The organism is Cupriavidus sp. GW821-FHT07C08, assembly GCF_059419025.1.
The window spans coordinates 62,868-87,272 of sequence record NZ_JBWKQZ010000028.1; the positions used below are offsets into that span (position 1 = coordinate 62,868).

Here is a 24,405-nt window from a genome sequence, read left to right on the forward strand (position 1 = left end):
ATCCGCGCCGCAGAGCCGGACAGCAAAACGACGGAGACAGCAATGAAGACATGGATCGCCGGCGCACTCGCCGGCCTGGCCACGGTGGCGGCGGTAACGGGCAATGCCTGGGCGCAGGACACACGGCCGGTGCGGCTGATGGTGGGCGCCGCGCCCGGCGGCGGCACCGACGTGATGGCGCGCATCGTCTCCGACAAGCTCGCCGCGCAGCTGAAGCAGCCCGTCGTGGTCGACAACCGCCCCGGCGCGTCCAACACCATTGCCGCGGATTTGACCGCCAAGGCGGCGCCGGACGGCAACACGCTGCTGATGGGCGTGGTGACTTCGCAAGCGATCGCCCCGCACCTGCTCAAGCTGCAGTTCGATCCGCTCAAGGACCTCGCGCCGGTGGCGCTGGTGTCGTCGGTGCCCAATGTGCTGGTGGTCAACAACCAGGTGCAGGCGCGCGACGTCAAGGCGCTGGTGGCGCAGATCCAGGCCAATCCGGACAAGTTCCGCTACAGCTCGTCCGGGGTCGGCAGCACCCAGCACCTGGCCGGCGCGTCCTTCGCGCGGCAGATCAAGGGCAAGCTGCTGCACGTGCCATACAAGAGCAGCAGCAGCGCGCTGGTGGACCTGATGGGCGGGCAGGTGGACATGAGCTTCGAGACCATGCCGTCGGTCATCAGCCATATCAAGGCCGGCAAGCTGCGCGCGCTGGCGGTCACCGCGGACCAGCGCTCGGCGCTGCTGCCCAACGTGCCCACGCTGGCTGAAGCGGGCGTGCCCGGCATCCAGATGAGTGCGTGGTACGGTGTCTATGCGCCGGCCGGCACGCCGCCCGCGACGCTGCAGAAGCTGGGCAGCGCGCTGGCCACGGTGATCAAGGACCCTGACACCGTGCGCCGGCTGGCCGATGTGGGCGCGGTGCCCGGCGCGCTGACCGCGGCGCAGTTCGATGCCTTCTCGCGTGCCGAGTATGTGCGCTATGGCAAGCTGATCGCTGAGCTGGGCGTCAAGCTCGACCAATAACAACCACGGAAGTCCCATGAATTCCCGTCCAAGAATCGCCATGGTGCTGGGCGACCCCGCCGGCATCGGCCCCGAACTGATCGCCAGGTTGCTGGCCGACCCCGCGACCGCCGCGCAGGCCGAGATCCTGCTGATCGCCGACCGCGACGAATGGCGCCACGGCATGCGGATCGCAGGCGTCGAGCTGGCGCTGGCCGAGACCGATGCGCCCGCCTTTGCCGATGATGGCAAGCCGCGCCTGTACCACTGGCAGCTGCCGGAGCGCCCGGCGTATGCGCGCGGCGAAGCCAGTGCCGAGGGCGGGCGCTACAGCCTGGGCACGCTGGCGCTGGCACTGCAGCTGGCGCAGGCGGGCCAGGCCGACGCGATCCTGTTCGGGCCGCTCAACAAGAGCTCGCTGCACGCCGCCGGCATGGCGCATAGCGATGAGCTGCACTGGTTTGCCGAGCAGCTTGGCTACCACGGCAACTTCTGCGAGTTCAATGTTCTGGACGGGCTGTGGACCTCGCGCGTGACCTCGCACGTGGCGCTCAAGGACGTGCCGGCGATGATCACGCCGGAACGCGTGGGCGGCGCCATCGACCTGATCGACCACGCCCTGCGCCGCGCCGGCATGGCGCGCCCGCGCATCGCGGTGTGCGGCCTGAACCCGCACAACGGCGACAACGGCGCCTTCGGCCGCGAAGAGATCGACGTGATCGCCCCGGCCGTGGCCGCGGCGCGTGAGCGCGGCGTGGCGGCCGACGGTCCGTTCCCGGCCGACACCATCTTCCTGAAGGTGCAGGGCGGGCCGTCGCAGCGCCAGTTCGATGCCATCGTCACCATGTACCACGACCAGGGCCAGATCGGCATCAAGCTGATGGGCTTCTCGCGCGGCGTGACGGTGCAGGGCGGGCTGCCGGTGCCGATCACCACGCCCGCGCACGGCACCGCGTTCGACATCACGCAGCAGGGCCGCGCCGATCCGGGCGCCACGCTGCAGGCATTCCAGATCGCCTGCCGCATGGGTGCGCAGCGGCGCGCCGCGCCCTAGCCACCACCTTCACCACACCAAGACCAGCAAGACCGCCCCCGGTGCGGCCGGGGAGCGTTCGCGCCAACACATCGCCATCAGGAGCTGAACATGAAGATCACCAACGTCCGCGCCCGCGTCTTTGAATGGAAGGGCAAGACCGTGCCGCCGCAGGCGCATTTCTGCACCAACGCCACCGACATCCTGTTCGAGCGAGGCGACGCCATGGGTTCGTTCCGCTTCCATGGCTGGCTGGTGGTGGAAGTGGAAACCGACACCGGCCTGGTCGGCATCGGCAACTGCGCGCTGGCGCCGCGCGTGGCCAAGGAGATCGTCGACCAGTACCTGGCACCGGTGGTGATCGGCCAGGACCCGTTCGACAACGAATACCTGTGGCAGAAGATGTACCGCCGCACCCATGCGTGGGGCCGCAAGGGCATCGGCATGGCGGCAATCTCCGCAGTCGATATCGCGCTGTGGGACCTGATGGGCAAGGCGGTCGGCAAGCCCGTGTTCAAGCTGCTGGGCGGGCGCACCAAGGAGAAGATCTGGTGCTACGCCTCCAAGCTCTACAACAACGACGACCGCGACGCGTTCCTGGCCGAAGCGCAGGGCTACCTCGACCAGGGCTTCACCGCGATGAAGATGCGCTTCGGCTACGGCCCCAAGGACGGTCCCGCCGGCATGCAGAAGAACATCGAGCAGGTGCGCCTGCTGCGCGAGCTGGTCGGCGACGGCGTCGACATCATGCTGGAGTGCTACATGGGCTGGACCCTGGAGTACGCGCGCCGCATGCTGCCGCGCCTGGCCGAGTTCAACCCGCGCTGGCTGGAAGAGCCGGTGATCGCCGACGATATCGAAGGCTACGCCGAGCTGAAGAAGGCGAGCCCGTTCCCGATCTCCGGCGGTGAACATGAATTCACCTCTTACGGCTTCAAGGACCTGCTGGAGCGCCGCGCAGTGGACGTGATCCAGTACGACACCAACCGCGTCGGCGGCATCACCGCGGCGCAGAAGATCAACGCCATGGCCGAAGCGTGGTCGGTGCCGGTGATCCCGCATGCCGGGCAGATGCACAACTACCACCTGACCATGGCCTCGACGGCTTCGCCGATGGCCGAGTACTTCCCGGTGCACGACGTCGAAGTCGGCAATGAGCTGTTCTATTACATCTTCAAGGGCGATCCCGCACCCGACAACGGCTACCTGCAGCTGGACGACAACCTGCCGGGGCTGGGGCTGGAGCTGAACGAGGAGTACTTCAGCCAGTTCGACATCATCGGCTGAAGCAAGGAAAGGCGCCGGTTCAGGCCGGCGCCTGCCCGCCATAGATGGACTGCCCGCTCTCGCGCAGCGCGTCGGCCACCAGCAGCGCGCCCGGCGACATCAGCCGGTCGGTTGGCGTAATCAGGCCGAAATCGTCCATGTGGCAGGGCATCTCCATCGGCAGGATCTCCACCATGCCGAACGCGGCGTAATACTGCGCCACATCGGCGGTCAGCACCGCGATCATGTCCGATTGCGTCACCATGCGTGTCAGGAACAGCAGCGCGGCGGTCTCCACCACGTTGACCGGCGGCGCCAGGCTGGCGCGCTGGAACATCAGCTCGAAGCGGTGGCGCAGCACCGTGCCCGCCGGCGGGATCAGCCACGCGGCCTCGGTGGTGTCGGCCAGCGACAGGCCCCATGCCGACAGCATCGGGTGGCCCGGCCTGACCACTGCGCACACCGGCTCTTCCGACATCGGCTCATAGCGCAGCCGCCCCTTGTCGTGCTCCGGAAAGAGGCGCGCCACTACCATGTCCAGCTTTTCCTGCCCCAGGCGGTCGAGCAGCACGTTGCTGTTGTCGATCTCCACCGACACGCGCAGGCCCGGGTAGAGCGTCTTGATCTGCGCGATCGCCGGCGGCAGCAGCCGCACGCCTGGCGACGTGATGGCGCCGATCGCCACATGGCCGAGCCGCCCCGCCTTCAATGCCAGCACCTCTTCACGCGCCTGGTTCAGGCTGCCGATCACCGCGCGCGCATGCCGGATCATCGCCCGTCCGTAGTCGGTCGGCGCCATGCCGCGCGGCAGGCGCTCGAACAGCGGCACCGACAACATCTCTTCCAGTTCCCGCAGCAGTTTGGACGCGGCTGGCTGCGTCATCGCCAGCCGCTCGGCGGCGCGATGGATGCTGCCTTCGTCGGCGACTGCCAGCAGCAGCAACAATTGCCGGGTCTTGAGGCGGGTGTGGCTTTGCCAGAGCGGCGCGGCGTCGGGGGAAGGGGAATTGGCGGGGGCTTGCATAAAGACTAGGGTTAATACCAATGCCGGGATTGATATGGCAACGGCTGAACTCTTCATTAGTAGCATATCGGCAAGCTGCATACACTCCGTCCGACAAAAGAAAAACGACCGGAGACAGCATGGCGCGGCGCCGGCATGACGCAACGCTGCTGGATCCGTCGTCCCTGCCATTCCGGCCGCCAGCCATGGCGGCCATCGCATCAGGAACAACATGTCGGATTCCAAGGACAAGCAACCCAAGCCGCTGCGCTCGACGGCGTGGTTCGGCAGCGCGGACAAGAACGGCTTCATGTACCGCAGCTGGATGAAGAACCAGGGCATCCCCGACCACGCCTTCGACGGGCGCCCCGTGATCGGCATCTGCAATACGTGGTCGGAGCTGACCCCTTGCAACGCGCACTTCCGCAAGCTGGCCGAGCACGTCAAGCGCGGCGCGTATGAAGCCGGCGGCTTTCCGGTCGAATTTCCGGTTTTCTCCAACGGCGAGTCCAACTTGCGCCCGACTGCGATGCTGACGCGCAACCTGGCGGCGATGGATGTCGAGGAAGCCATCCGCGGCAACCCCATCGATGCGGTGGTGCTGCTGACCGGCTGCGACAAGACCACGCCCGCGCTGCTGATGGGCGCGGCCAGTTGCGATGTGCCGGCCATCGTCGTCACCGGCGGGCCGATGCTCAACGGCAAGCTCGACGGCAAGGACATCGGCTCGGGCACCGCGGTGTGGCAGCTGCATGAATCGCTCAAGGCGGGCGAGATCAACCTGCACCAGTTCCTGTCGGCAGAGGCCGGCATGTCGCGCTCAGCCGGCACCTGCAACACCATGGGCACGGCTTCGACCATGGCTTGCATGGCCGAGGCGCTGGGGACTTCGCTGCCGCACAATGCCGCGATTCCGGCGGTGGACTCGCGCCGCTACGTGCTGGCCCACATGTCCGGCATCCGCATCGTCGAGATGGCGCGCGAGGACCTGACGCTCTCCAGGATCCTGACGCGCCAGGCCTTCGAGAACGCGATCCGCGTCAACGCCGCGATCGGCGGCTCCACCAACGCAGTGATCCACCTGAAGGCCATCGCGGGCCGCATCGGTGTGCCGCTGGAGCTGGAAGACTGGAGCAAGGTGGGGCGCGACACGCCGACCATCGTCGACCTGATGCCGTCGGGCCGCTTCCTGATGGAAGAGTTCTATTACGCGGGCGGCCTGCCGGCGGTGCTGCGCCGCATGGGCGAGGCCGGCCTGCTGCCGCACCCCGGCGCGCTGACCGTGAACGGCAAGGCGATCTGGGACAACGTCAGGGACGCGCCGATCACCAACGATGAAGTGATCCGCCCGCTGGACCAGCCGCTGATCCGCGACGGCAGCATCCGCATCCTGCGCGGCAACCTGTCGCCGCGCGGCGCCGTGCTCAAGCCCTCGGCGGCCACGCCGAAGCTGCTGCGCCATCGCGGCCGCGCGGTGGTGTTCGAGAACCTGGAACACTACAAGGAACGCATCGTCGATGAAGCGCTCGACGTCGACGAGAATTCGGTGCTGGTGCTCAAGCGCTGCGGACCGCGCGGCTACCCAGGCATGGCCGAGGTGGGCAACATGGGCCTGCCGCCCAAGCTGCTGCGCCAGGGCGTCAAGGATATGGTGCGCATCTCCGATGCGCGCATGAGCGGCACCGCCTATGGCACCGTGGTGCTGCACGTGGCGCCGGAAGCCGCGGCAGGCGGCCCGCTGGCGATCGTGCGCGACGGCGACTGGATCGAACTCGACTGCGAGGCCGGGCGCCTGCACCTGGATATCGACAAGGCCGAATTTGCGCGCCGCATGGCCGACGTGCAGCCGCTGGAAGCCCCGGCCGACGGCGGCTATCGCAAGCTCTATGTCAACCACGTACTGCAGGCGGACGAGGGCTGCGACCTCGACTTCCTGGTGGGCTGCCGCGGCCGCGAGGTGCCGCGCCACTCGCACTGAACCACGGCGCCGGCTGCCGCCGCGCAGCCGGCGCGATCCTGCCTGTCACAATAAGAGGAGACTTGCCATGCATGGCACCCAGACCGCGCCGATGGAGCGCGCCGCCCCGACACAGGGTGAAGATTCACAAGCGATAGAGGAAAGCCGCATCATCGGCATGCTGGTGCGGCGGCTGATCCCGTTCCTTGCGCTGATCTACGTGGTCGCGTATATCGACCGTTCAGTGGTGGGTTTCGCCAAGCTGCATATGAACGCAGCCATCGGCATCAGCGATGCGGCCTACGGCCTGGGCGCGGGCCTGTTCTTCGTCGGCTACTTCCTGTGCGAAGTGCCGAGCAACCTGGCGCTGGAGCGCTTTGGCGCGCGCCGCTGGTTCGCGCGCATCCTGCTCACGTGGGGCGTCATTACCATGGCGATGGCGCTGACCAGCGGCCCCTACAGCTTCTATGCGCTGCGCTTCCTGCTGGGCGCGGCCGAGGCGGGCCTCTACCCGGGCATCCTTTACTTCCTCACCAAGTGGTTCCCGATGCGGCACCGCGCGCGCATCATCGGTCTGCTGGTGCTGGCGCAGCCGATCGCACTGATCATCACGGGTCCGCTGGCAGGGCTGGTGCTGTCCACGCATGGGCTGTTCGGCATGAACAACTGGCAGACGCTGTTCGTGCTGAGCGGCCTGCCCGCGGTGCTGCTGTGTCTGCCGACGCTGAAGCTGCTGCCGGAGTCGCCGGCCAGCGCCGCGTGGCTGGCGCCGGGCGACCGCGCCTGGATCGAGCGTGAGCTGGCTGCCGACCAGGCCGCCTATGCGCTGAAATCCCACGGCAATCCGCTGCAGGCGCTCAAGGACAAGCGCGTGCTGCTGCTGTCGCTGCTGTTCCTGCCATTCCCGCTGAGCATCTACGGACTGTCGCTGTGGCTGCCGACCATCATCAAGCAGTTCGGCGTCACCGATGTGATGACCGGGATGCTGTCGGCCGTGCCCTACCTTTTCGCCGTGGTCGGGCTTTACCTGGTGCCGCGCCATTCGGATCGCAAGCGCGAGCGCTACGGCCATATCGTGGTGGTGTCCGGCATGGCCGCGGTGACCATGGCGCTGAGCGCATGGGTGCAGTCGCCGGTGCTGCAGTTCCTGTTTATCTGCCTGACGGCGTTCTCGATCTATTCGATCCAGGCGGTGGTGTGGGCGCTGCCGGGCGAGTTCCTGACCGGCGCCAGCGCCGCGGTGGGCATCGCTACGATCAATTCGCTGGCCAATCTCGGTGGCTACTTCGGGCCGTATGGCATCGGCGTGATCAAGGACGCCACCGGTAGTCTCGCTGCCGGCCTGTACTTCCTGGCGGTGATGCTGCTGTTTGCGGTGCTGATGGCCTTCGTGGTGCGCGCCGCGCTGCAGCCTGCGGCCGTGCGGGCCTGAGGGAGCAGGCGGCCTGGGAATCCTCAGGGCCGCCTCTTCTTCCACTCGTAGTCGGGCGGCGGATCCGCCGCCCCGGCTCGTCCCACCGAGTTGGGATTCTCCGAGCACAGCGTGACACCCATTAGCCGACCGGAGTCAAGGGACAACACTACCCCGTCGTTGGGTGCAGGGGTGATGCAGCAGTACATCACCCCTGCACCCAACGAAACATTCGGCAATCACTACCCTGCTGCTCTTGGAGCGAAATCGCGCCCATGTTTTCGTTTGGCTGGCTGCGAACTGAATCGCGCCAGACACCCATCGGGATCAAGCTGGCTGCGCCAATATCCGCAGCCGCCCTGGCGGCGCTGACCGCCCCAGAAAACCATCGGTGCCAGACCGTGTCCAAAGGCGTGTTTACAATGCCTTGGCTATCGCACGCGACGCCAGTCTTTAGGTGGCTCACGGCCTGGGCGATTCAATCATCCGCAAACAGTCGGTCGGCGCAGGGGGAGCGTCCAATCAAAGCCCTGGTTGCAGGCCAGTCACGTTACTGGCTCGCCAGCTTGCGCCGAACCATCAAACAAAGCATCGGTTCACATCGAATGGCTGCTGCTCGCGCAGCATGTAGTAACAGGCGCGCGCTAGTTTGTGGGCCACGGCCTTGAGCGCGACAAACCGGTTCGTGGCGCGAAGCTTGCGTTCATAGAAGCGCCGCGCCGGTAAGCATTGGCGCAAGGTGAAATTGGCCGCCTCGACGAAGGCCCACGCGAGATACGCATTGCCGTTGCGGGTGTTGCCTTCGCCTTTCTTCTTGCCATTACTTTGCCGTGCGCTGTCCACGCAGCGGCAATACGAACTGAATTTGCCGACCTCCGCAAACCGCGTTGGCGTTCCGGTCTCCAGCATGATGGTGGTGGCCAGCGTTTCACCGATCCCGGGCACGGTCTTCAGCAGAAGATACTCGGCTCGTAGTTTGACGCATTCGGTTAGCCGCTTCTCGAGGATGGCAATCTGTTGTTGCAACGCGTCGCTGATCGCAAGATTTGCCTTGACCGCGAGTGCGACGTCCGCCGGCAGGCCGATCGCGTCCACTTGCTCGGTGGTCATGCGCTTGACCGTGCGACTGCTCATTGACTTGCCCGTATGGCGCGCGAAGAGGTTCTCGATCGCCAGAATCTGGGCGGTTCGGCACCGGACTAGCTGGATCCGCTTGCGAGCCAGGTCGCGTGCAGCCCGCTGCTCGCGTGGATAGATGTAACCTTCAGGCAATAGCCCCAGACGTAGCAACTGCGCCAGATAGGCGGCATCGGCCGCGTCTCCGCTATGCTTCAATCCTTCGTACCGCTTGATCGCTGCGACGTGCGCCAGATGAACCTGGTAGCCGGCATCCATTAACCCATCCACTAGCCAGTACCAGTTGTAGGTCGATTCCACCACGACGCCAACCAGCTCATCCTGGTGGGCAGCAAGGGCCGACAGGATCTGCTCCAGATCATTGGGCAGACGCCGTTGTAGCACGATACGATCCTCCACATCGCTGACCACCACCACACTGTTATTCGAGTGCAGGTCTATTCCGCAGTACTTCATGTCGGCCTCCGTCAGGTCAAAGTGCACGTCCCACCTTGACTCTAACCTCACCACTTCTCAGGGCGAGGCCACGACCGGCTATATGATTATCAAAGCTCACCGGCTCGCCCGCGTGCTGGCGCTGGCGCAGCGCTTCGGTAAAACGCAGCGCTTCGCGCATGGCATCGCTGGGAAATGACTGCGCGTGGGGGCTGAGCCCGGCGCCGTCGGCTTCGGACCAGTAGACCATGTACATGGGGGCTTCCTCTTCGTTGTGCCGGGTCACGTGCCGGGTGCTGCATCCTGCGTTCCCGGCATGCCCATTGCAATCCCTGCATCCGGATTTTGCAAGCCTGGGCCTGCCGCAGGCACAATGGGCACTTCCCGATACCTCGCCGGGTGTGGCGAGCCCGGCCTTCAGATTCGTGCCACCTGTCATGTCCGATCTTGCGCTGATCCCCGCCACGGCTGCCGATGCCGAACGGCTTGCCGCCATGCACGCCGCCAGCTGGCAGCACACCTATCCCGGCATGCTGCCGGCCGCTTACTTGCGGGACCAGGCTTTCCCGGAACGGCTGGCCGCCTGGCGCGCCCGCATGCACAACGGCGCCGACGGCCCCGTGGAAGTCACGCTGGCCATGGTCGACGGCGAAGCCGCTGGCTTTGCCTGCCTGCTGCCCGAGGCGGAGCCCCGGTTCGGCATCTATCTCGACAACCTCCACGTGCTGCCTGCCTTCCACGGTCAGGGCCTGGGCAAGCGCTTGCTGGCCCACTGCGCGCAGCGCGTGGCCGCGCACTGGCCCGGGCGGCCGCTGTTCCTCTATGTGCTGGAAGCCAATACGCAGGCGCGCGAGTTCTACCAGCGGCTGGGCGGCGAGGAATCCGAGGCGTTCGAGGATGATTTCCACGGTCCGGACCTGCGGGTCATGGTCCGCCGCGTGACCTGGCCGGACGTGGCGGCGCTGGTCAGGCGCCTGGACTGACCAGGGCGCGTCCGGGTCTGTCGCCGGCAAAACCTTCCCACAGGAGTCGCTTCCCCATGCTGCAAGCCATTGCTCTCGTTGTGCCAAGGAAACCATGCCGGGCTTTGGCCGGTGCCGCCATCGCCATGGCCGTGCTGGCCGGTTGCGCCAGCGCACCTGACGCGCCTGCCGCCGCCAGGGCGATAGAGGCGGCGGCCACGCCGGCCCAGGCGAAGCCGCACTGGCAGCGCGTGCACCTGGGCGCGGGCGCGGGCTATGACTTCCCGGTCTACGCCAACCATCAGCTCGACCAAGACCTGTCGCGTATCCGCGAGGTGGTGTTCGTGCAGCACGGCCTGCAGCGCAATGGCGATGACTACTACGCCGCCGGTGCTGCACTGCTCAAGGCCAGCGGCCGCAATCCGGACGAGGTGCTGCTGGTCGCGCCCAATTTCCCCGGCACGCCTGACCACGGCAAGGGCTTCGACGGCATGCCGCAATGGTCGGTGCAGGGCTGGATGAGTGGCGAGAACGCGGTCAACGCGCCGCTCACGGTCAGTTCACTGCAGGTCCTCGATGACCTGATGGCCTTCGTCACCGACCAGGCGCGCCTGCCGCAGGTGGCCAGGGTGACCGTGGCCGGGCATTCAGGCGGTGCGCAGATCGTGCATCGCTATGCCGTGCTGAACAATGTCGACGAGCGCATCCGCGCGCGCGGCATCGACCTGCGCTATGTGGTGGCCAACCCCTCGTCCTACCTGTACTTCACGCCGGTGCGCCCGGCCGGCGCGGATGGCCGCTCGTTTGCGCCTTACGACAAGGCGGCGTGCCCGGATTACGACAAGTACCGTTATGGCATGCAGGACATCGTGCCCTACGCAAGGGGAGCCAATGGCCTGTCGCTGTACCAGCGCTACGCCGGGCGCCAGGTGACCTATCTGGCCGGCACGGAAGACAACGACCCCAACCACCGCGTACTCGACAAGGCGTGCGGCGCTGAGGCCGAAGGTCCCACGCGCCTGCAGCGTGCCCGCGGCTACCTGCGCTATGAGCGCTACCTGGCCAGCCCCGGGCTGCTGATCCGCCACCAGGCCTATGAAGTGGTGGGCGTGGGCCACGACCAGGCACGCATGTTCGGCTCGCAATGCGGCGCCAGGGCGGTGTTCGGCATGGCGGAAACGGCCAACCCGGACGGCGCGGCCTGCCTGGCGCCGCAGCTCTGATTCGGCCGGCCAAGAAAAAACCCGCGAAATTCACGGGTTCAAGTCCCTGCCCGCAGGAACGGGCTCGGAGGAGACAACCACAGGGAAACGGTTACGTGCCTGGTCAGCCCAGGCTGAATTTGACAACCTGTTCTTCGACACCGACAAAGCGTACCAGCTGGCGTAGCCCGCTGGCGTATTCCTTGATATGGTGCCCGTCCGGCGTATCGGGCAGGCGGTAGTAAATGGGCGCCTTGTCGCGCATGGGCGGCAGGATGCCGAACGGGAGCTCGCTGGCGTCGGCTTCCCAGGCCACGTCGCGCTCTTCGGCAAGCAGGATTCTTCCGGTCATGGACACACTCCAGGTTTGCTGCAAGGTGCGGCCGGGGGCGGATATTTCGCTCGCACTGGATTTCAATGTATGGAATGTATTGCATTAAGCGCTGAAATGCCATTCAGCGTTTTTTAATTCTGTCTGCCAGGAAATTTCGAAACTGACAAATTTGATGAATGTATGGCATTTGCTGGCGACGCCGATGACGACATCGCAGAGGGTGCTGCGCAAGGCCGGCATTGCGATACCATAGCGCCAGCCCGGCGAAGTGCGGCTACCGGCGCGTTCCGGTTCCGGGTCTGCCGCATCCGCTTCCAACCATTTTTCATCGCCCTCCGACGGGCCACTGCCCAGACGCATGTCGACCCAGCACGCCTTGTTGATTTCCCTGATCGAAAAACCGTCGTCCGGTTATGACCTGGCGCGGCGCTTTGACCGTTCCATCGGCTATTTCTGGCATGCCACGCACCAGCAGATTTATCGCGAGCTGGGGCGGATGGCTGACAGTGGCTGGATTGCCGCGGATGAAGCCGAGGCGGCGGAAGGCGAGACCGGTGCCGGCGATCGCAAGAACCGCAAGAAGGTCTACCGGGTGTTGCCGGCCGGCCATGACGAACTGGCACGCTGGGTGCTGACCCCCGGCGCCAGCCTGGACCAGCGCGAGGAAATCCTGGTCAAGCTGCGCGCCGATGCGGTGATCGGGCCGCTTGGCCTGGGTGACGAGATGCGGCGGCTGATCGCGCTGCACCGGGCCCGGCTGGAGACTTACCTTGCCATCGAGCGGCGCGATTTCTCGGCGCCGGACATGGACCGCGCGCAGCAGTTGCGCTATGCGCTGCTGCAGCGCGGCATCCGCTTCGAGCAGGATTGGGTGGCCTGGGGCGAGGAACTGCTGCCGCTGCTGTAGCCGCGCCCGGCACGGGCGGCGGCTACGGCCTGCCAGGCCAGCTGACTGGCTGCGTCAGGCCAGATCGACGGCACGCGTGCCGGCCTGCCTGGCTTCTCCCAAGCCCAGGCGCCGGCGTGCCAGCGCATATTCCTCGGCAAAGCGGCGCACCAGCTCGCCCGCGGGCACCACGCGCTTGATTGCGCCCACGCCCTGGCCGGCGCCCCAGATATCCTTCCACGCCTTGACGCTGGTGGAGCCGAAATTCATTTTCGACGGATCCGATTCGGGCAGCGCGTTCGGGTCCAGGCCGGCGCGCTCGATGCTGCCGCGCAGGTAGTTGCCGTGCACGCCGGTGAACAGGTTGGAGTAGACGATGTCGCTGGCGGTGCTGTCGACGATCATCTGCTTGTAGCCGTCCTGCGCGTTGGCTTCCTGCGTGGCGATAAAGGCCGAGCCGATATAGGCCAGGTCGGCGCCGGCGGCCTGCGCGGCCAGGATGGCGTCGCCACTGGAGATCGAGCCCGACAGCAGCAGCGGGCCGTCGAACCATTCGCGGATCTCGTGCAGCAGCGCGAACGGCGACAGCGTGCCGGCATGGCCGCCGGCACCAGCGGCAACCGCCACCAGTCCGTCCGCACCCTTCTCGATGGCCTTGCGCGCGAAGGTGTTGTTGATCACGTCATGCAGCACGATGCCGCCGTACGAGTGCACTGCGTCGTTGACTTCCTTGCGCGCGCCCAGCGAGGTGATCACGATCGGCACCTTGTAGCGCACGCACAGCTCCAGGTCATGTTCAAGCCGGTCGTTGGACTTGTGCACGATCTGGTTGACGGCGAACGGCGCCGACGGGCGGTCCGGGTGTTTGGCGTCGTGTTCGGCCAGCTCGGTGGTGATGCGGTCCAGCCATTCTTCCAGCTTGGGTGCCGGGCGCGCATTCAGCGCGGGGAACGAGCCCACCACGCCGGCCTTGCACTGGGCGATGACCAGGTCGGGGTTGGAGATGATGAACAGCGGCGAGCAGACCACCGGCAGCGACAGCCGGTTCTGGAGGTGGGCGGGAAGGGCCATGGGTGAAGTCTCCTGGGTAATCCGGTAAAACGAAAAAACGGTGCTGCGAAACAGGGTTGCGTCAGGCCGCGCCGGTCAGCGTGTCCTTCTGGCTGGCCAGGCGCGCGCCCATGGCGGCGGCCAGCGCCTCCAGGCCAGAGCGCGGGCGAACCATGACTTCGAACTCGGCAATGCGGCCGGCGTCGTCGAAACGGATCATGTCGATGCCCTTGAGCGCCTTGCCGTCCACGGCCGCGCTGAATTCCAGCACCACGCTGTGGCCGTCCTCGCTGACAAAGCTGCGGTGATAGCGGAAGTCCTGGAACACCTGGTTCACCGTGGTCAGCACCAGCCCAATCGCGGCGCGGCCGGGGTAGGGAGTGTGTGCAACCGGCGAGCGGAACACCACCTCATCGGCCACGATGGCGTCGAGCCCGGCCATCGAACCGTTGGCCAGCATCTGGTGCCAGGCTTCAAGTGAGGCCTGTGCGGCGGGAATCAGGTTGGTGGTGGTCACGTCGGTCTCCTTGGCTGGCGTCGGTGCGCGGGCGTCTCGTTTGACGGGGTCTGACTGCAGGGTTTATGCAACCAGTTGCATAGTGGATGGAAAGGTAGCATGCGCCGGGGCACTGTGCAAGCGATGCGGGACCAACTGTGCCGGCGCCCCCGCCGCGCAGTGACGGGTTGTCTACAATAGGCGGGATCCCAACCCCCGCACGCCGGCCCCCGGCAGGAGAGTCAGTGACCACTAAGCCCTCCGCTGCCCATCCTGAACAGGCGGCCTTGTTCGATGCCGACCTGGCCGCCTGGCGTGACCATCCGGAGCGCGCGTTCGACGGCTGGCTGGCACGGCATGGCTTCCGGCATGGCACCAGCGTGGTGTACCGCGCCATGTGGGGCAAGCTGCTGCGCTGGTCGGCCGAGCGCGGGCTGCCGCCGCTGAGCTGGTCGGCGGAACAGATCGGTGAGTTCCTGGACGCGCAGCAGCTGCACAAATCGCACCGCTATCGCTATACGCGGCTGATCGAACGGGTGTTCCATCACCTGGCGCGGCTGCGCGAGGGCATGCACAACCCGGCCAGCCAGGCAGTGCGCGCCCATCTGGCCGACGGCGAGAACGATCCCACCGCCTTCCTGCTGCCGGGCGAGCGCGACCTGCTGGTGGCGCGGATACTCGGCCCGGCCGGCATGCCGGCCGGCGACACGCATACCGCGGCATCGCCCACCCAATGGAAGCGCGCCCGCGATGCGGCCCTGCTGGCGGTGCTGCTCGGCGGCGGCCTGAAGGTAGGCGAGGCCCGGGCGCTGCGGGTCGATGCCATCGAAGCTGGCGCACCCGGCCGGATGGCGCTGCGCATGGTCCGCGCGGACAACGGCCGGGCCTATACCGTGCCGCTGTTCAGCCTGGCCCATGCGCCGCTGCGGGCCTGGCTGGCATTGCGCGAAGCCTCCGGCACGCTTGGCGGCCTGGTGTTTCCCGCCATGCCGTCGGGGCGGCCGATGCATGCCGCCTCGGTCTACCGGCGCGTGGAGATCCTGCTGGACGAGGCCGGTGTGCTGGCCGGCCGCAGCGAACGCGCGTCGCCGCAGACGCTGCGCAATACCTGCGCCGCCATGCATTTCGAGGCTGGCACGGCGCCGGCCGAGGTGGCGCAATGCCTGGGCATGCGCGACCTGGAGTCCGGCTGGCGGTTGCACGCCGCCTATGAAGCCTGGCAGGCGCGCGCTGGGCTGGTGGCGGAAGCGCCGCGGAGCCGGGCCTAGCCTTGCCCGCGCTCTGCGCCGGCTACCAGCTAAGCTGGGCGCAACGGCAGATCGTGGATAATAAGCAGCTTCGCCGGCTTACGCCGCTGAAAGTGGTGCTTGAGTCATGTTTTGAATCCGCCAGGCCAAAGGCCCGGCCCTGAATCGAATTCCGACGCCTATTTTCCATGCCTGAAACCTTGCTCCTGACCGGTGCCACCGGCTATATCGCCTCGCATACCTGGGTTGCGCTGCTCAATGCCGGCTACCACGTGATTGGCCTGGATAATCTGTGCAACAGCAGCCCGGTGGTGCTGGAGCGGCTCGCCACCATTACCGGCCAGACCCCGCATTTTGTGCAGGGCGACGTGCGCGACCGCGCGTTGCTGGACCGGCTCTTTGCCGAACACCGCATCAGCGGGGTGATTCATTTTGCCGCGCTCAAGGCAGTGGGCGAATCCGTGAGCCAGCCGCTGGAGTATTACAGCAACAACCTGGGTGGGCTGCTGACGGTATGCGCGGCAATGGGCGCGGCCGGGGTGAAACAGCTGGTGTTCAGTTCTTCGGCCACGGTTTATGGCAATCCGCATGCGGTGCCAATCCTGGAGGATTTCCCGCTGTCGGCCACCAATCCGTATGGGCAGACCAAGCTGATGGGCGAGCAAATCCTGCGCGACCTGGAAAGATCGGATCCGGACTGGCGCATTGCCTACCTGCGTTATTTCAATCCGGTCGGCGCGCATGAAAGCGGTCTGATCGGCGAGGATCCGCGCGGTATTCCGAACAACCTGATGCCTTATGTGGCACAGGTGGCCGGCGGGCGCCGTGAAAAGCTGATGGTATTCGGCGGCGACTACCCGACGCCGGACGGCACCGGCGTGCGCGACTATATCCACGTCTGCGACCTGGCCGACGGCCACCTGGCGGCGCTGGGTTACCTGCGCGCGCAGGGCAAGAGCATGACCGTGAACCTGGGCACGGGCCGCGGCTACAGCGTGCTGGAAGTGGTGCAGGCCTACCAGCGTGCCAGCGGCAAGCCGGTGCCGCATGACATCGTGGCGCGGCGCCCGGGCGACATCGCTTCGTGCTACGCCGATCCCGCGCTGGCCAACCAGCTGCTGGGCTGGCGCGCGCGTCATGACATCGACCGCATGTGCGAGGACTCATGGCGCTGGCAGTCGATGAATCCGCAGGGGTTTGACGCCTGACGGCCCGGGCAGGCGGTGACGCGGTGTTGCACGGGCGCCGCTGCAGGCCAGAAAACAAAAACGCCACGGATCAATTCCGTGGCGTTTTGCCATCTGCCGGATCGCGTGTTTCAGCGGATCAGAAAGTCTTCAACTGCCTTGCCCTGGGCCAGGGCCTGGGTCAGCCAGCCCGGGCGCTTGCCGCGGCCGGTCCAGGTATTGCCGGCGCTGTCGCGATAGCGTACCGGCACCTTGCGGTTGACCGCCTTCTTGCCGGCCGGCACCTTTGCGCCAAAACCCAGGTCTTCCGCGGTCAGGCCATATTGCTCGATTTTCTCGCGAATATCCGCGATCACCGTGGCTTGTTCGCGTGCCTTGATTTCCTCGGCCTGCTTCTGCAGTTCACTGATTTTCTGAACGATTTCCTGATAAGTCGCCATTGGGTCCTCGGTTTCCGGTGGAGTGGAATGCGGTGGGTGTGTGCGGGGGTGAAAATGCTGAAAACAATTATAACGAGGTAGCCGCCCGCTGCAAATCCTGCCGTAGTAATCGGATGCTGTTTTTGCGAAAATTCTTGGCGCCGATAATTGTGTGAACTTTCGGTGTCGTGGTCTGTCACCGGGATTTCCGTCCTGGTCGGTGTTGCCCGGCTGCAGTTCCGGCCGCAGTTCGCGGTTCAGGCCCGTAAATGGTGCGGCCGTATGCAAACCGGTCCGGCGGCAGGCCAGCCGCCGCCAAAATCAAATCGCCATAATCGGCGGCGGCAAATTCGCCAGGGCGTTCGCGGCGATCGCGCGGCAAGCCAGGTGCCGTATATCCGACACGCCAGTTATGGCCGATTAATTGCGCCGCCACCGGCGCGGCGGCTCAAGTACCAGGAGGCGGCGCCGTTATCCGGGCAGGGCGGATCATCTGGGCGTCGATCCTGCCGGAACGGGGCCAGGGGTGTGCCCCGCGGGTTGCCACAGTCTTCTTTCATCATGTCCTTCCACAACAATATCCAGATCAAGACCCTGCTGCGGGGCGCCATGGGAATGCTGTCGCTGCTGCTGTTGCTGGTCGGCGGTGCCGGCCTGCACGGTATTTCTCAAAGCAATGACGCCCTCAGGGAGACTTATGCCAACCAGCTCGGCTCCACCGTCGCGCTCAGCGAGGCGATGCAGGCCACCACGCGCATGCGCCTGGCGCTGGACCGCAACGTGATGCAGGGCGAGCAGGACGATCCCAAGGTTCACGTGGACCGCTCCAGGGTGTTCGTTGAGGCATCGGAGGCTGCCTGGAAGCGCTATATGAGCCTGCCGCAGAATCCTGAGGAAAAGGCGCTCGCCGCGGAACTGGGCAAGCAGCGCCAGGTGTTCATGGAGCAGGGCGTGCTGCCGCTGCAGGCGGCCTCGCTGGCCGGCAACCAGGAAGAGGCCCTGCGGCTGGCGAAGAAGGTGCTGCCTGACCTGCAGCGCAGCATGTCGGGCGTGCACGAGAAGCTGCAGAAGTTCCAGATGACTGCCGGACAGGCCAACTTCGATGCCGCGCAGGCCAGCTTTGCGCGCATCCGCATGCTGTCGATCGTGCTGATCGTGCTGGGCCTGGCGGTCGCCGTGCTATGCACGGTCACGCTGAACCGCGCCATCGTCACGCCGGTGCAAGAGGCGCTGGCTGTGTTCGAGCGCATCGCCCGCGGCGACCTGACCTCGCGCATCGCCAGCGTCTCGAAGAACGAGATCGGCCGCATGATGCAGGCGCTGGCCGCGATGCAGGCCAGCCTGTCGGGCATCGTTGCCGAAGTGCGCACCGGCGCCGATTCGATGGCATCGGCCACGCAGCAGATTTCCACTGGCAACCTGGACCTGTCGCAGCGCACCGAGGAACAGGCCTCGTCGCTGGAGCAGACCGCCGCCAGCATGGAAGAGCTGACCACGGTGGTGCGACAGAATGCTGACAACGCGCGCCAGGCCGGCGTACTGGCCAACGAGGCCTCGCAGATCGCGCTCAAGGGCGGCGACGTGGTGGGCCGCGTGGTCGACACCATGAACGAGATCAACGGCGCCTCGCGCAAGGTGGTCGAGATCATCAGCGTGATCGAGGGCATTGCCTTCCAGACCAATATCCTGGCGCTCAATGCGGCGGTGGAAGCCGCGCGTGCCGGCGAGCAGGGCCGCGGCTTTGCCGTGGTGGCGGGCGAGGTGCGCAGCCTGGCGCAGCGCTCGGCCTCGGCCGCCAAGGAGATCGAGGCGCTGATCGGCGAGTCGGGCCAGCGCGTGGAGAGCGGCACCCGGCTGGTGGCCGAAGCCGGCCAGACCATGGGCGAGATCGTCCAGGCCGTGCGCCGCGTGACGGACATCATGAACGAGATCGGTGCCGCGTCGCAGGAACAGACCAGCGGCATCGAGCAGGTCAACCAGGCGGTGACCCAGATGGACGAGGTGACGCAGCAGAATGCCGCGCTGGTGGAAGAGGCCGCCGCCGCAGCCGGGGCGCTGGAAGAACAGGCGCAGAAGCTCAAGAACGTGGTCTCGGTGTTCAACCTTGGCACGGGTACGGGAGTGGGGGCAGGCGCGGCCGCGACGGCTGTCGCTGGCCGCACCGCACGCACCATGTCGGTGCGCCCGGCGGCAGCCGCAGCGCCGCGTACCGCTGGTGCCCGCCCGGCCGCGGCGCTGCCGGCAGGCCGTCCGGCGGCGAGGCCCGCGCTGGCCGTTGCCGGGGCCGATGATGACTGGAGCGCGTTCTAGACTATTGTCCCCACCATTGCCTTGTTCACACGGCGACTGCAAGATGCCATGATGCGGGGTTTGCCCCGCGTCCTGACCTTCTTCGCGCATTCTCTTCATCATCGCGCAGCCCAATGATTGCCCTGAGTTCCGTCCTGTTGCTGCTGGCTGCCCTGCTGGGCGTGGCCGCCGCCCTTGGCGTTCGTGCCGGGCGTGCGGACCAGTCAGCCGGTGGCCGCTCGCTGCGCACGCTGACCTGGTCGGCGGCACTGTTGTCGCAGCTGAGCGTAAGCGTGCCCGTGCTGGTGGTGATGCTGTCGGGCAGCGTGCCGGCGGCCAACGACACGGCGCAGATGGCGGCCAGCTTCGCTGCCGCCGCGGCCGCCACCGCGGCTGCCAAGCTGCTGGTGCAGTGGCTGCGCCAGGGCACGCGGCTGTGGCGTGGCGCGGCGATCATGGCGGTCGTCGCTGGCGCCGGGCTGGTGGCGGCGGCCGGCACGCACCTGGGCCGCGCCTGTGGCGCGGGCTCGGTCTCGGCGCGCGCCTGCATCGATGCCGCCGGCCTGCCGAACCCCGCCTGGCTGGCGGGCGGGCTGACCGCGTTGTGCGCGCTGATGTTCGCCGTCCACCGCGCGCAGTCGCGTGGCTTGCTGCCGGCGCACCACGAAGCCGGCCTGGCCGATGAGCTGGCGGACGAGGCGCATGGCCTGCCGCGCGGCCACGAGCCCCGGCTGGCGCGGCGCGGCGCGCGCATTCCCGGCCGCCCCGGCCGTCTTACCGTGCGTGCCGCCGCGCGCGGGCAGGGCACGGTGGGCGAGTACAGCGTGGCAACGACGATGCCTGACCGCGTCGCCTTCGGCCGCTGGCTGGACCAGGCGATCGCGCAGGCGCGGCTGGCCGAGACCGGCTGCGCCGTGTTGCTGATCCATATTGCCGACTACCGCGAGGTCGACGAGGTCTTCGAGATCCGCGCCGACGATATCCTGGCCCAGGACGCCGGCGCGCTGGCGCAGGCGGTGCTGGAGCCGCACGACTTCCTGGCCCGGCTGGCGCGCGACGAGTTTGCCGTGGGCGTGCCCGAGCTGGTCCACCATGGCCGCGCGCAGGAACTGGGCTCGCGCATGCTCGGCTCGCTGGCCGAGTTCATCGCTGCGCGCGGCTTGCAGATGCAGATCGGCGTGAACATCGGCATTGCCATCTATCCGCGCGATGCGCAGACCTCAGAGGCGCTGATGCAGGCCGCGCGCGTCAGCCTGGCCGAGGCCCGCCAGAGCGGCTCGAACCAGGTGCGCCTGTTCAACAGCGCCGCCGGCGAGCGCGCGCGCCGCACCCGCGTGATCCGGCGCGACCTGTGGCTCGCGATCCAGGACGACGCACTGTCGCTGCAGTTCCAGCCCAAGTACGATGCGCGCCGGCGCACGCTGGTGGGGGCCGAAGCGCTATGCCGCTGGCGCCATCCCGCGCTGGGCCAGGTGAGCCCGGCCGAGTTCATCACCGTGGCCGAGCAGTCGGGCCAGATCGACAAGCTCGACGACTGGGTCCTGACCAGCGTCTGTCGCCAGGTGCGCCAATGGCGGGACGCCGGCGTGCCCACCGTGCCGGTGGCGATCAATGTCTCGGGGCTGCGCTTTGCCAGCCGCAATTTCCCGCAATACCTGCTCGAGCAGATCCACCAGCACGACATCCCGCCCTCGGCGATCACGCTGGAGATCACCGAGACCGCGGCGATGAAGGATATCGGCAAGTCACTGGAAACGCTGGCTGAGCTGCAGTCGCTCGGCATCCAGGTGGCGCTGGACGATTTTGGCAGTGGCTATTCCAGCCTGGGCTATCTCAAACGCCTGCGCGTGGGCACGCTCAAGATCGACCGCACGCTGATCGGCGGGCTCGACACCGATGCGCAGGGCCGCGCCATCGTCGGCTCGATGGTGGCGCTGGCGCATGAGCTGCGCATGAAGGTGGTGGCCGAAGGCGTTGAATCGGCATCGCAGCTGGAAATCCTCAATGAGATGGGGTGCGACGAGGTGCAGGGTTACCTGCTGTCGTTGCCGTTGGATGCTGCCGGTTTTGCCGATGCGTTGCGGAAGCAGGGCGGCGCCTGACGGCTAAAGTTTTTTTGCAGCGCGGCCGATAACCGGTCTGGCAGGCTGCCAGCGTTCGCGGCGCAGCCCTGCGCCGGCCCGTCCGTCGCCGGCTGCGTTGCCCGTGCTGTCCATCCTGGCGGATCAATCGAGTCCTGCAAACCGGAGGCGCCCATGTTATCGCCCAGCATCCTCGTCGTCGACGATTCCCCTTCGCTACGCCGCATGATCGGCGCCTGCCTGCGCGCAGGAGGGTTTGACGTGACCGAGGCGGCTGACGGCGACCAGGCACATGCGCTCGCAGCCGGCGCCAGCTTCGGCATGCTGGTCACCGACCAGGTCATGCCCGGCATGGATGGCCTCACGCTGATCCGCAGCCTGCGCGCCACTGAGCGCTATGCGTGCATTCCCATCCTGATGCTGACCACCGAGCAGGACGGCAGCATCCGCGAGCAGGCCCGCGCCGCCGGCGCCTCGGGTTTCCTGCCCAAGCCCTTCGATCCTGACCAGCTGATGCAGGCCGTGACGGCGCTGCTGTCCACCGCGCCCCCTACCTCGGAAGGGTAAGGGAAGCCGGGCGTCGCCCTTCAGTCAGCCGGATTGCTGCCGTAAACACTGGTGGGCGAAGTCATGCCCCGGTGCCAGCCAGCGGCCTTGGCCGCAGCAGCGCCAGCAAACCAGCATGAGCCAATTTTGGGGGGCTAGACGATGAAGCACATCGACAAGGCAGACGGCGCGGGCGAGGAGTTCCTGGCCTTTACGCTGGGCCGGGAAGAATACGGCGTCGACATCCTGAAGGTCCAGGAGATCCGCGGCTACGAGTCGGTCACCCAGATTGCCAACGCACCGGACTACATCAAGGGCGTGATCAACCTGCGCGGCATCATCGTGCCGATCATCGACCTGCGCATCAAGTTCCGCCAGCAGAACGTCAGCTACGACCAGTACACGGTCGTCATCATCGTCGACCTCAACGACCGCACCACCGGCATCGTGGTGGATGGCGTGTCCGACGTGCTGACCCTTGCCGCCGAGCAGATCAAGCCCACGCCGCATTTCTCCGGCGAACTGGCGACCGACTACATCCGCGGGCTGGGCTCGGTCGAGCAACGCATGCTGATCCTGGTCGACATCGAGAAGCTGCTCAACACCGAAGAACTCGCCGCGCTCGAAGCGGTGGCCTGATCCCGCGGCAGCGCCAACGTTGTCCGGCCGGCACCCGCCTGCCGGACCGAACCCGCCCAGGGTGCAGCACATTGCCGCGCCCGGGCCTGCAGTATTGTCATAGATGCGAAACAACCAACCCGTTACGCAGCGCGAATACAAGCTCTCCCCATCGGACTACCTGATCTCGCGCACGGACCTCAAGGGCCGGATCACCTTTGCCAACCGCACCTTTATCGAGGCGAGCGGCTTTGCGGCCGAAGAGCTGCTCGGTGCGGCGCACAACCTGGTGCGCCATCCCGACATGCCGCCCGAAGCGTTTGCCGACCTGTGGCAGGACCTGCAGGCCGGCCGCACCTGGATGGGCGTGGTCAAGAACCGCCGCAAGAACGGCGACTTCTACTGGGTCAATGCGACCGTGACGCCTACGCGCGTCGATGGCAGCGTGGTCGGCTACACCTCGGTGCGCTCGATGGCGACGCGCGAGCAGGTGGAAGCCGCCGGCGCCGCCTACGCGCGCTTCCGGGCCGGCCGCGCGGACGGGCTGGCGATCCGCCACGGCGCCGTGGTGCGCACCGGGCTGCGCGGCCTGGTGCAGGGCCTGCTGCGCCTGAACCTGAAGCGCCGCATCCTGTGGGCGCAGGCCGGCGGCATGGTGTGGTTCCTGGCCGCACTGGTTGCGGTGGAAGCCCTGGGCGGCGCCGGCGTGGCCGCATTGCGCCCGTGGCTGTGGGGCGGCTTTGCGCTGGCGCTGGCGTCGTCGTTCGCGGCCGGCACCATGCTGCTGGCGCGCGTGCACCGTCCGGTGCGCCAAATGCTGGACTTTGCGCTGCGCATGGGCGCGGGTGACCTGACCACCCGCTTCGAGCACCGCAGCGCGGATGAGATCGGGGCACTGGCGCAGGCCATGCAGACCATGCAGCGCAGCCTGCAGTCAGTGGCGCACGAGATCCAGGAAGGCATGGCCAGTATCTCCACGGCGACGCGCCAGGTAGCCGCGGGCAACAACGACCTTTCGCAGCGCACCGAGCAGCAGGCGGCGGCGCTGGAGCAGACGGCGTCGAGCATGGAAGAGCTGACCAGCACGGTGCGCCAGAACGCGGACAACGCGCGCCAGGCCAGCGGGCTGGCGGCGAATGCGTCGGAGACGGCGCTGCGCGGCGGCGAAGTGGTGGGCCGGGTGGTGCAGACCATGGACGAGATCAACGATGCGTCGAAGAAGATCGTCGACATCATCGGCGTGATCGAAGGCATCGCCTTCCAGACCAACATCCTGGCGCTGAACGCGGCGGTGGAAGCGGCGCGCGCCGGCGAGCAGGGCCGCGGCTTCGCGGTGGTGGCGGGCGAGGTGCGCAGCCTGGCGCAGCGCAGCGCCAACGCAGCCAAGGAGATCAAGGGGCTGATCGGCGATACGGTGGAGCGCGTGGACAACGGCTCGGCGCTGGTGGGCCAGGCGGGCAAGACCATGGACGAGATCGTGCAGGCGGTCAAGCGCGTGACCGACATCATGGGCGAGATCAGCGCGGCGTCGGCCGAGCAGAGCGCGGGCATCGAGCAGGTCAACCAGGCCGTGGCGCAGATGGATGAAGGTACGCAGCAGAACGCGGCGCTGGTGGAAGAAGCCGCCGCCGCCGCGGGCTCGCTTGAAGAGCAGGCCATGCGCTTGCGCGACGCCATTGCCACGTTCCGCGTCAGCATGCAGGCCGAGGTGCGTCCGCAGCGCCTGCCGGCCCATGCGCGTGCCGACGCGGCCCAGTCACTGGCACAGGCCTAGTCCGAATCAAAGACGAGGCAGGCGCGGAACACCGGCCTGCATGCGTACAAAACGGGCGCGGCACGCCGCGCCCGAGGCTTCA

At 66.9% G+C, this 24,405-nt stretch carries 23 protein-coding genes; 15 read left to right on the plus strand and 8 right to left on the minus strand.

Features of this window, described 5'->3' with window-relative positions:
- The first annotated feature begins 42 nt into the window (after nt 1-42).
- The 3 genes from AC07UK_RS28625 (at nt 43) to AC07UK_RS28635 (ending at nt 3,310) form a co-directional block, all read left to right on the plus strand.
- Entirely contained in the window at nt 43-1,011 is a 969-nt protein-coding gene (locus tag AC07UK_RS28625) for a Bug family tripartite tricarboxylate transporter substrate binding protein (protein WP_436224378.1), read from the plus strand.
- 16 nt (nt 1,012-1,027) lie between these two features.
- Complete coding sequence (locus AC07UK_RS28630) at nt 1,028-2,044, plus strand: 4-hydroxythreonine-4-phosphate dehydrogenase PdxA (protein ID WP_494686982.1); 1,017 nt, start codon at nt 1,028-1,030, stop codon at nt 2,042-2,044.
- Nucleotides 2,045-2,134: 90 nt separating this feature from the next.
- On the plus strand, nt 2,135-3,310 hold the full coding sequence (locus tag AC07UK_RS28635) for an L-rhamnonate dehydratase (RefSeq protein WP_494686981.1): 1,176 nt from the start codon (nt 2,135-2,137) through the stop codon (nt 3,308-3,310).
- A 19-nt stretch (nt 3,311-3,329) separates the two neighbouring features.
- Here AC07UK_RS28635 and AC07UK_RS28640 read toward each other — a convergent pair whose 3' ends face one another.
- Nucleotides 3,330-4,313 carry a LysR substrate-binding domain-containing protein gene (locus AC07UK_RS28640; RefSeq protein ID WP_494686980.1) on the minus strand — a complete coding sequence of 328 codons (984 nt, stop codon included), beginning with the start codon at nt 4,311-4,313 and terminating at the stop codon, nt 3,330-3,332.
- A gap of 211 nt (nt 4,314-4,524) precedes the next feature.
- On the opposite strand from AC07UK_RS28640, the gene AC07UK_RS28645 reads away from it, so the two are divergent.
- Entirely contained in the window at nt 4,525-6,270 is a 1,746-nt protein-coding gene (locus AC07UK_RS28645; protein ID WP_494686979.1) for an IlvD/Edd family dehydratase, read from the plus strand.
- Nucleotides 6,271-6,337: 67 nt separating this feature from the next.
- Nucleotides 6,338-7,681, plus strand: a complete 1,344-nt coding sequence (locus AC07UK_RS28650) for an MFS transporter (protein WP_494686978.1) — start codon at nt 6,338-6,340, stop codon at nt 7,679-7,681.
- Between the two features lie 558 nt (nt 7,682-8,239).
- Here AC07UK_RS28650 and AC07UK_RS28655 read toward each other — a convergent pair.
- Nucleotides 8,240-9,253, minus strand: coding sequence for an IS110 family RNA-guided transposase (locus AC07UK_RS28655; RefSeq protein ID WP_435385428.1), 1,014 nt, complete (start codon nt 9,251-9,253; stop codon nt 8,240-8,242).
- A gap of 16 nt (nt 9,254-9,269) precedes the next feature.
- The gene (locus AC07UK_RS28660) at nt 9,270-9,488 is read right to left on the minus strand and encodes a hypothetical protein (protein ID WP_494686977.1); all 219 of its coding nucleotides are present in this window, start codon (nt 9,486-9,488) and stop codon (nt 9,270-9,272) included.
- A gap of 181 nt (nt 9,489-9,669) precedes the next feature.
- Between AC07UK_RS28660 and AC07UK_RS28665 the strand changes: the two genes are divergently transcribed.
- Both AC07UK_RS28665 and AC07UK_RS28670 read left to right on the plus strand, forming a co-directional pair.
- A complete protein-coding gene (locus AC07UK_RS28665; RefSeq protein ID WP_494686976.1) occupies nt 9,670-10,215 on the plus strand; it encodes a GNAT family N-acetyltransferase in 546 nt (181 codons plus the stop codon).
- Between the two features lie 56 nt (nt 10,216-10,271).
- On the plus strand, nt 10,272-11,417 hold the full coding sequence (locus AC07UK_RS28670; RefSeq protein WP_494686975.1) for a hypothetical protein: 1,146 nt from the start codon (nt 10,272-10,274) through the stop codon (nt 11,415-11,417).
- A 103-nt stretch (nt 11,418-11,520) separates the two neighbouring features.
- On the opposite strand, the gene AC07UK_RS28675 is transcribed toward AC07UK_RS28670, so the two are convergent.
- Complete coding sequence (locus AC07UK_RS28675) at nt 11,521-11,748, minus strand: hypothetical protein (protein ID WP_114135613.1); 228 nt, start codon at nt 11,746-11,748, stop codon at nt 11,521-11,523.
- Between the two features lie 84 nt (nt 11,749-11,832).
- Nucleotides 11,833-12,090, minus strand: coding sequence for a hypothetical protein (locus tag AC07UK_RS28680; RefSeq protein ID WP_436224369.1), 258 nt, complete (start codon nt 12,088-12,090; stop codon nt 11,833-11,835).
- On the opposite strand from AC07UK_RS28680, the gene AC07UK_RS28685 reads away from it, so the two are divergent.
- The gene (locus AC07UK_RS28685; RefSeq protein WP_436224368.1) at nt 12,089-12,637 is read left to right on the plus strand and encodes a PadR family transcriptional regulator; all 549 of its coding nucleotides are present in this window, start codon (nt 12,089-12,091) and stop codon (nt 12,635-12,637) included. The two genes, AC07UK_RS28680 and AC07UK_RS28685, sit on opposite strands and share 2 nt — an antisense overlap.
- Nucleotides 12,638-12,691: 54 nt before the next feature.
- Here the strand turns inward: AC07UK_RS28685 and AC07UK_RS28690 are convergent, their stop codons facing one another.
- A complete protein-coding gene (locus tag AC07UK_RS28690; RefSeq protein WP_436224367.1) occupies nt 12,692-13,687 on the minus strand; it encodes an NAD(P)H-dependent flavin oxidoreductase in 996 nt (331 codons plus the stop codon).
- A gap of 61 nt (nt 13,688-13,748) precedes the next feature.
- Nucleotides 13,749-14,183, minus strand: a complete 435-nt coding sequence (locus AC07UK_RS28695; RefSeq protein ID WP_436224366.1) for a nuclear transport factor 2 family protein — start codon at nt 14,181-14,183, stop codon at nt 13,749-13,751.
- A gap of 224 nt (nt 14,184-14,407) precedes the next feature.
- On the opposite strand from AC07UK_RS28695, the gene AC07UK_RS28700 reads away from it, so the two are divergent.
- Complete coding sequence (locus AC07UK_RS28700) at nt 14,408-15,430, plus strand: tyrosine-type recombinase/integrase (RefSeq protein ID WP_436224365.1); 1,023 nt, start codon at nt 14,408-14,410, stop codon at nt 15,428-15,430.
- A gap of 167 nt (nt 15,431-15,597) precedes the next feature.
- Nucleotides 15,598-16,617 (plus strand): UDP-glucose 4-epimerase GalE, encoded by a 1,020-nt coding sequence (gene galE / locus AC07UK_RS28705; protein ID WP_436224364.1) that lies wholly within the window; start codon nt 15,598-15,600, stop codon nt 16,615-16,617.
- A 110-nt stretch (nt 16,618-16,727) separates the two neighbouring features.
- On the opposite strand, the gene AC07UK_RS28710 is transcribed toward galE, so the two are convergent.
- Nucleotides 16,728-17,036, minus strand: coding sequence for an H-NS histone family protein (locus tag AC07UK_RS28710; protein WP_010809859.1), 309 nt, complete (start codon nt 17,034-17,036; stop codon nt 16,728-16,730).
- A gap of 540 nt (nt 17,037-17,576) precedes the next feature.
- Between AC07UK_RS28710 and AC07UK_RS28715 the strand changes: the two genes are divergently transcribed.
- From AC07UK_RS28715 to AC07UK_RS28735, 5 genes are all read left to right on the plus strand, one after another.
- Nucleotides 17,577-19,325, plus strand: a complete 1,749-nt coding sequence (locus AC07UK_RS28715) for a methyl-accepting chemotaxis protein (RefSeq protein ID WP_436224363.1) — start codon at nt 17,577-17,579, stop codon at nt 19,323-19,325.
- A gap of 113 nt (nt 19,326-19,438) precedes the next feature.
- Nucleotides 19,439-21,406: a putative bifunctional diguanylate cyclase/phosphodiesterase gene (locus tag AC07UK_RS28720; RefSeq protein WP_436224362.1), complete on the plus strand. Its 1,968-nt coding sequence runs from the start codon at nt 19,439-19,441 to the stop codon at nt 21,404-21,406.
- A 153-nt stretch (nt 21,407-21,559) separates the two neighbouring features.
- Nucleotides 21,560-21,952 (plus strand): response regulator, encoded by a 393-nt coding sequence (locus AC07UK_RS28725; protein WP_436224361.1) that lies wholly within the window; start codon nt 21,560-21,562, stop codon nt 21,950-21,952.
- A 141-nt stretch (nt 21,953-22,093) separates the two neighbouring features.
- Complete coding sequence (locus AC07UK_RS28730) at nt 22,094-22,570, plus strand: chemotaxis protein CheW (protein ID WP_018311878.1); 477 nt, start codon at nt 22,094-22,096, stop codon at nt 22,568-22,570.
- A gap of 103 nt (nt 22,571-22,673) precedes the next feature.
- Complete coding sequence (locus AC07UK_RS28735) at nt 22,674-24,323, plus strand: methyl-accepting chemotaxis protein (protein WP_436224360.1); 1,650 nt, start codon at nt 22,674-22,676, stop codon at nt 24,321-24,323.
- Nucleotides 24,324-24,405: the final 82 nt, after the last annotated feature.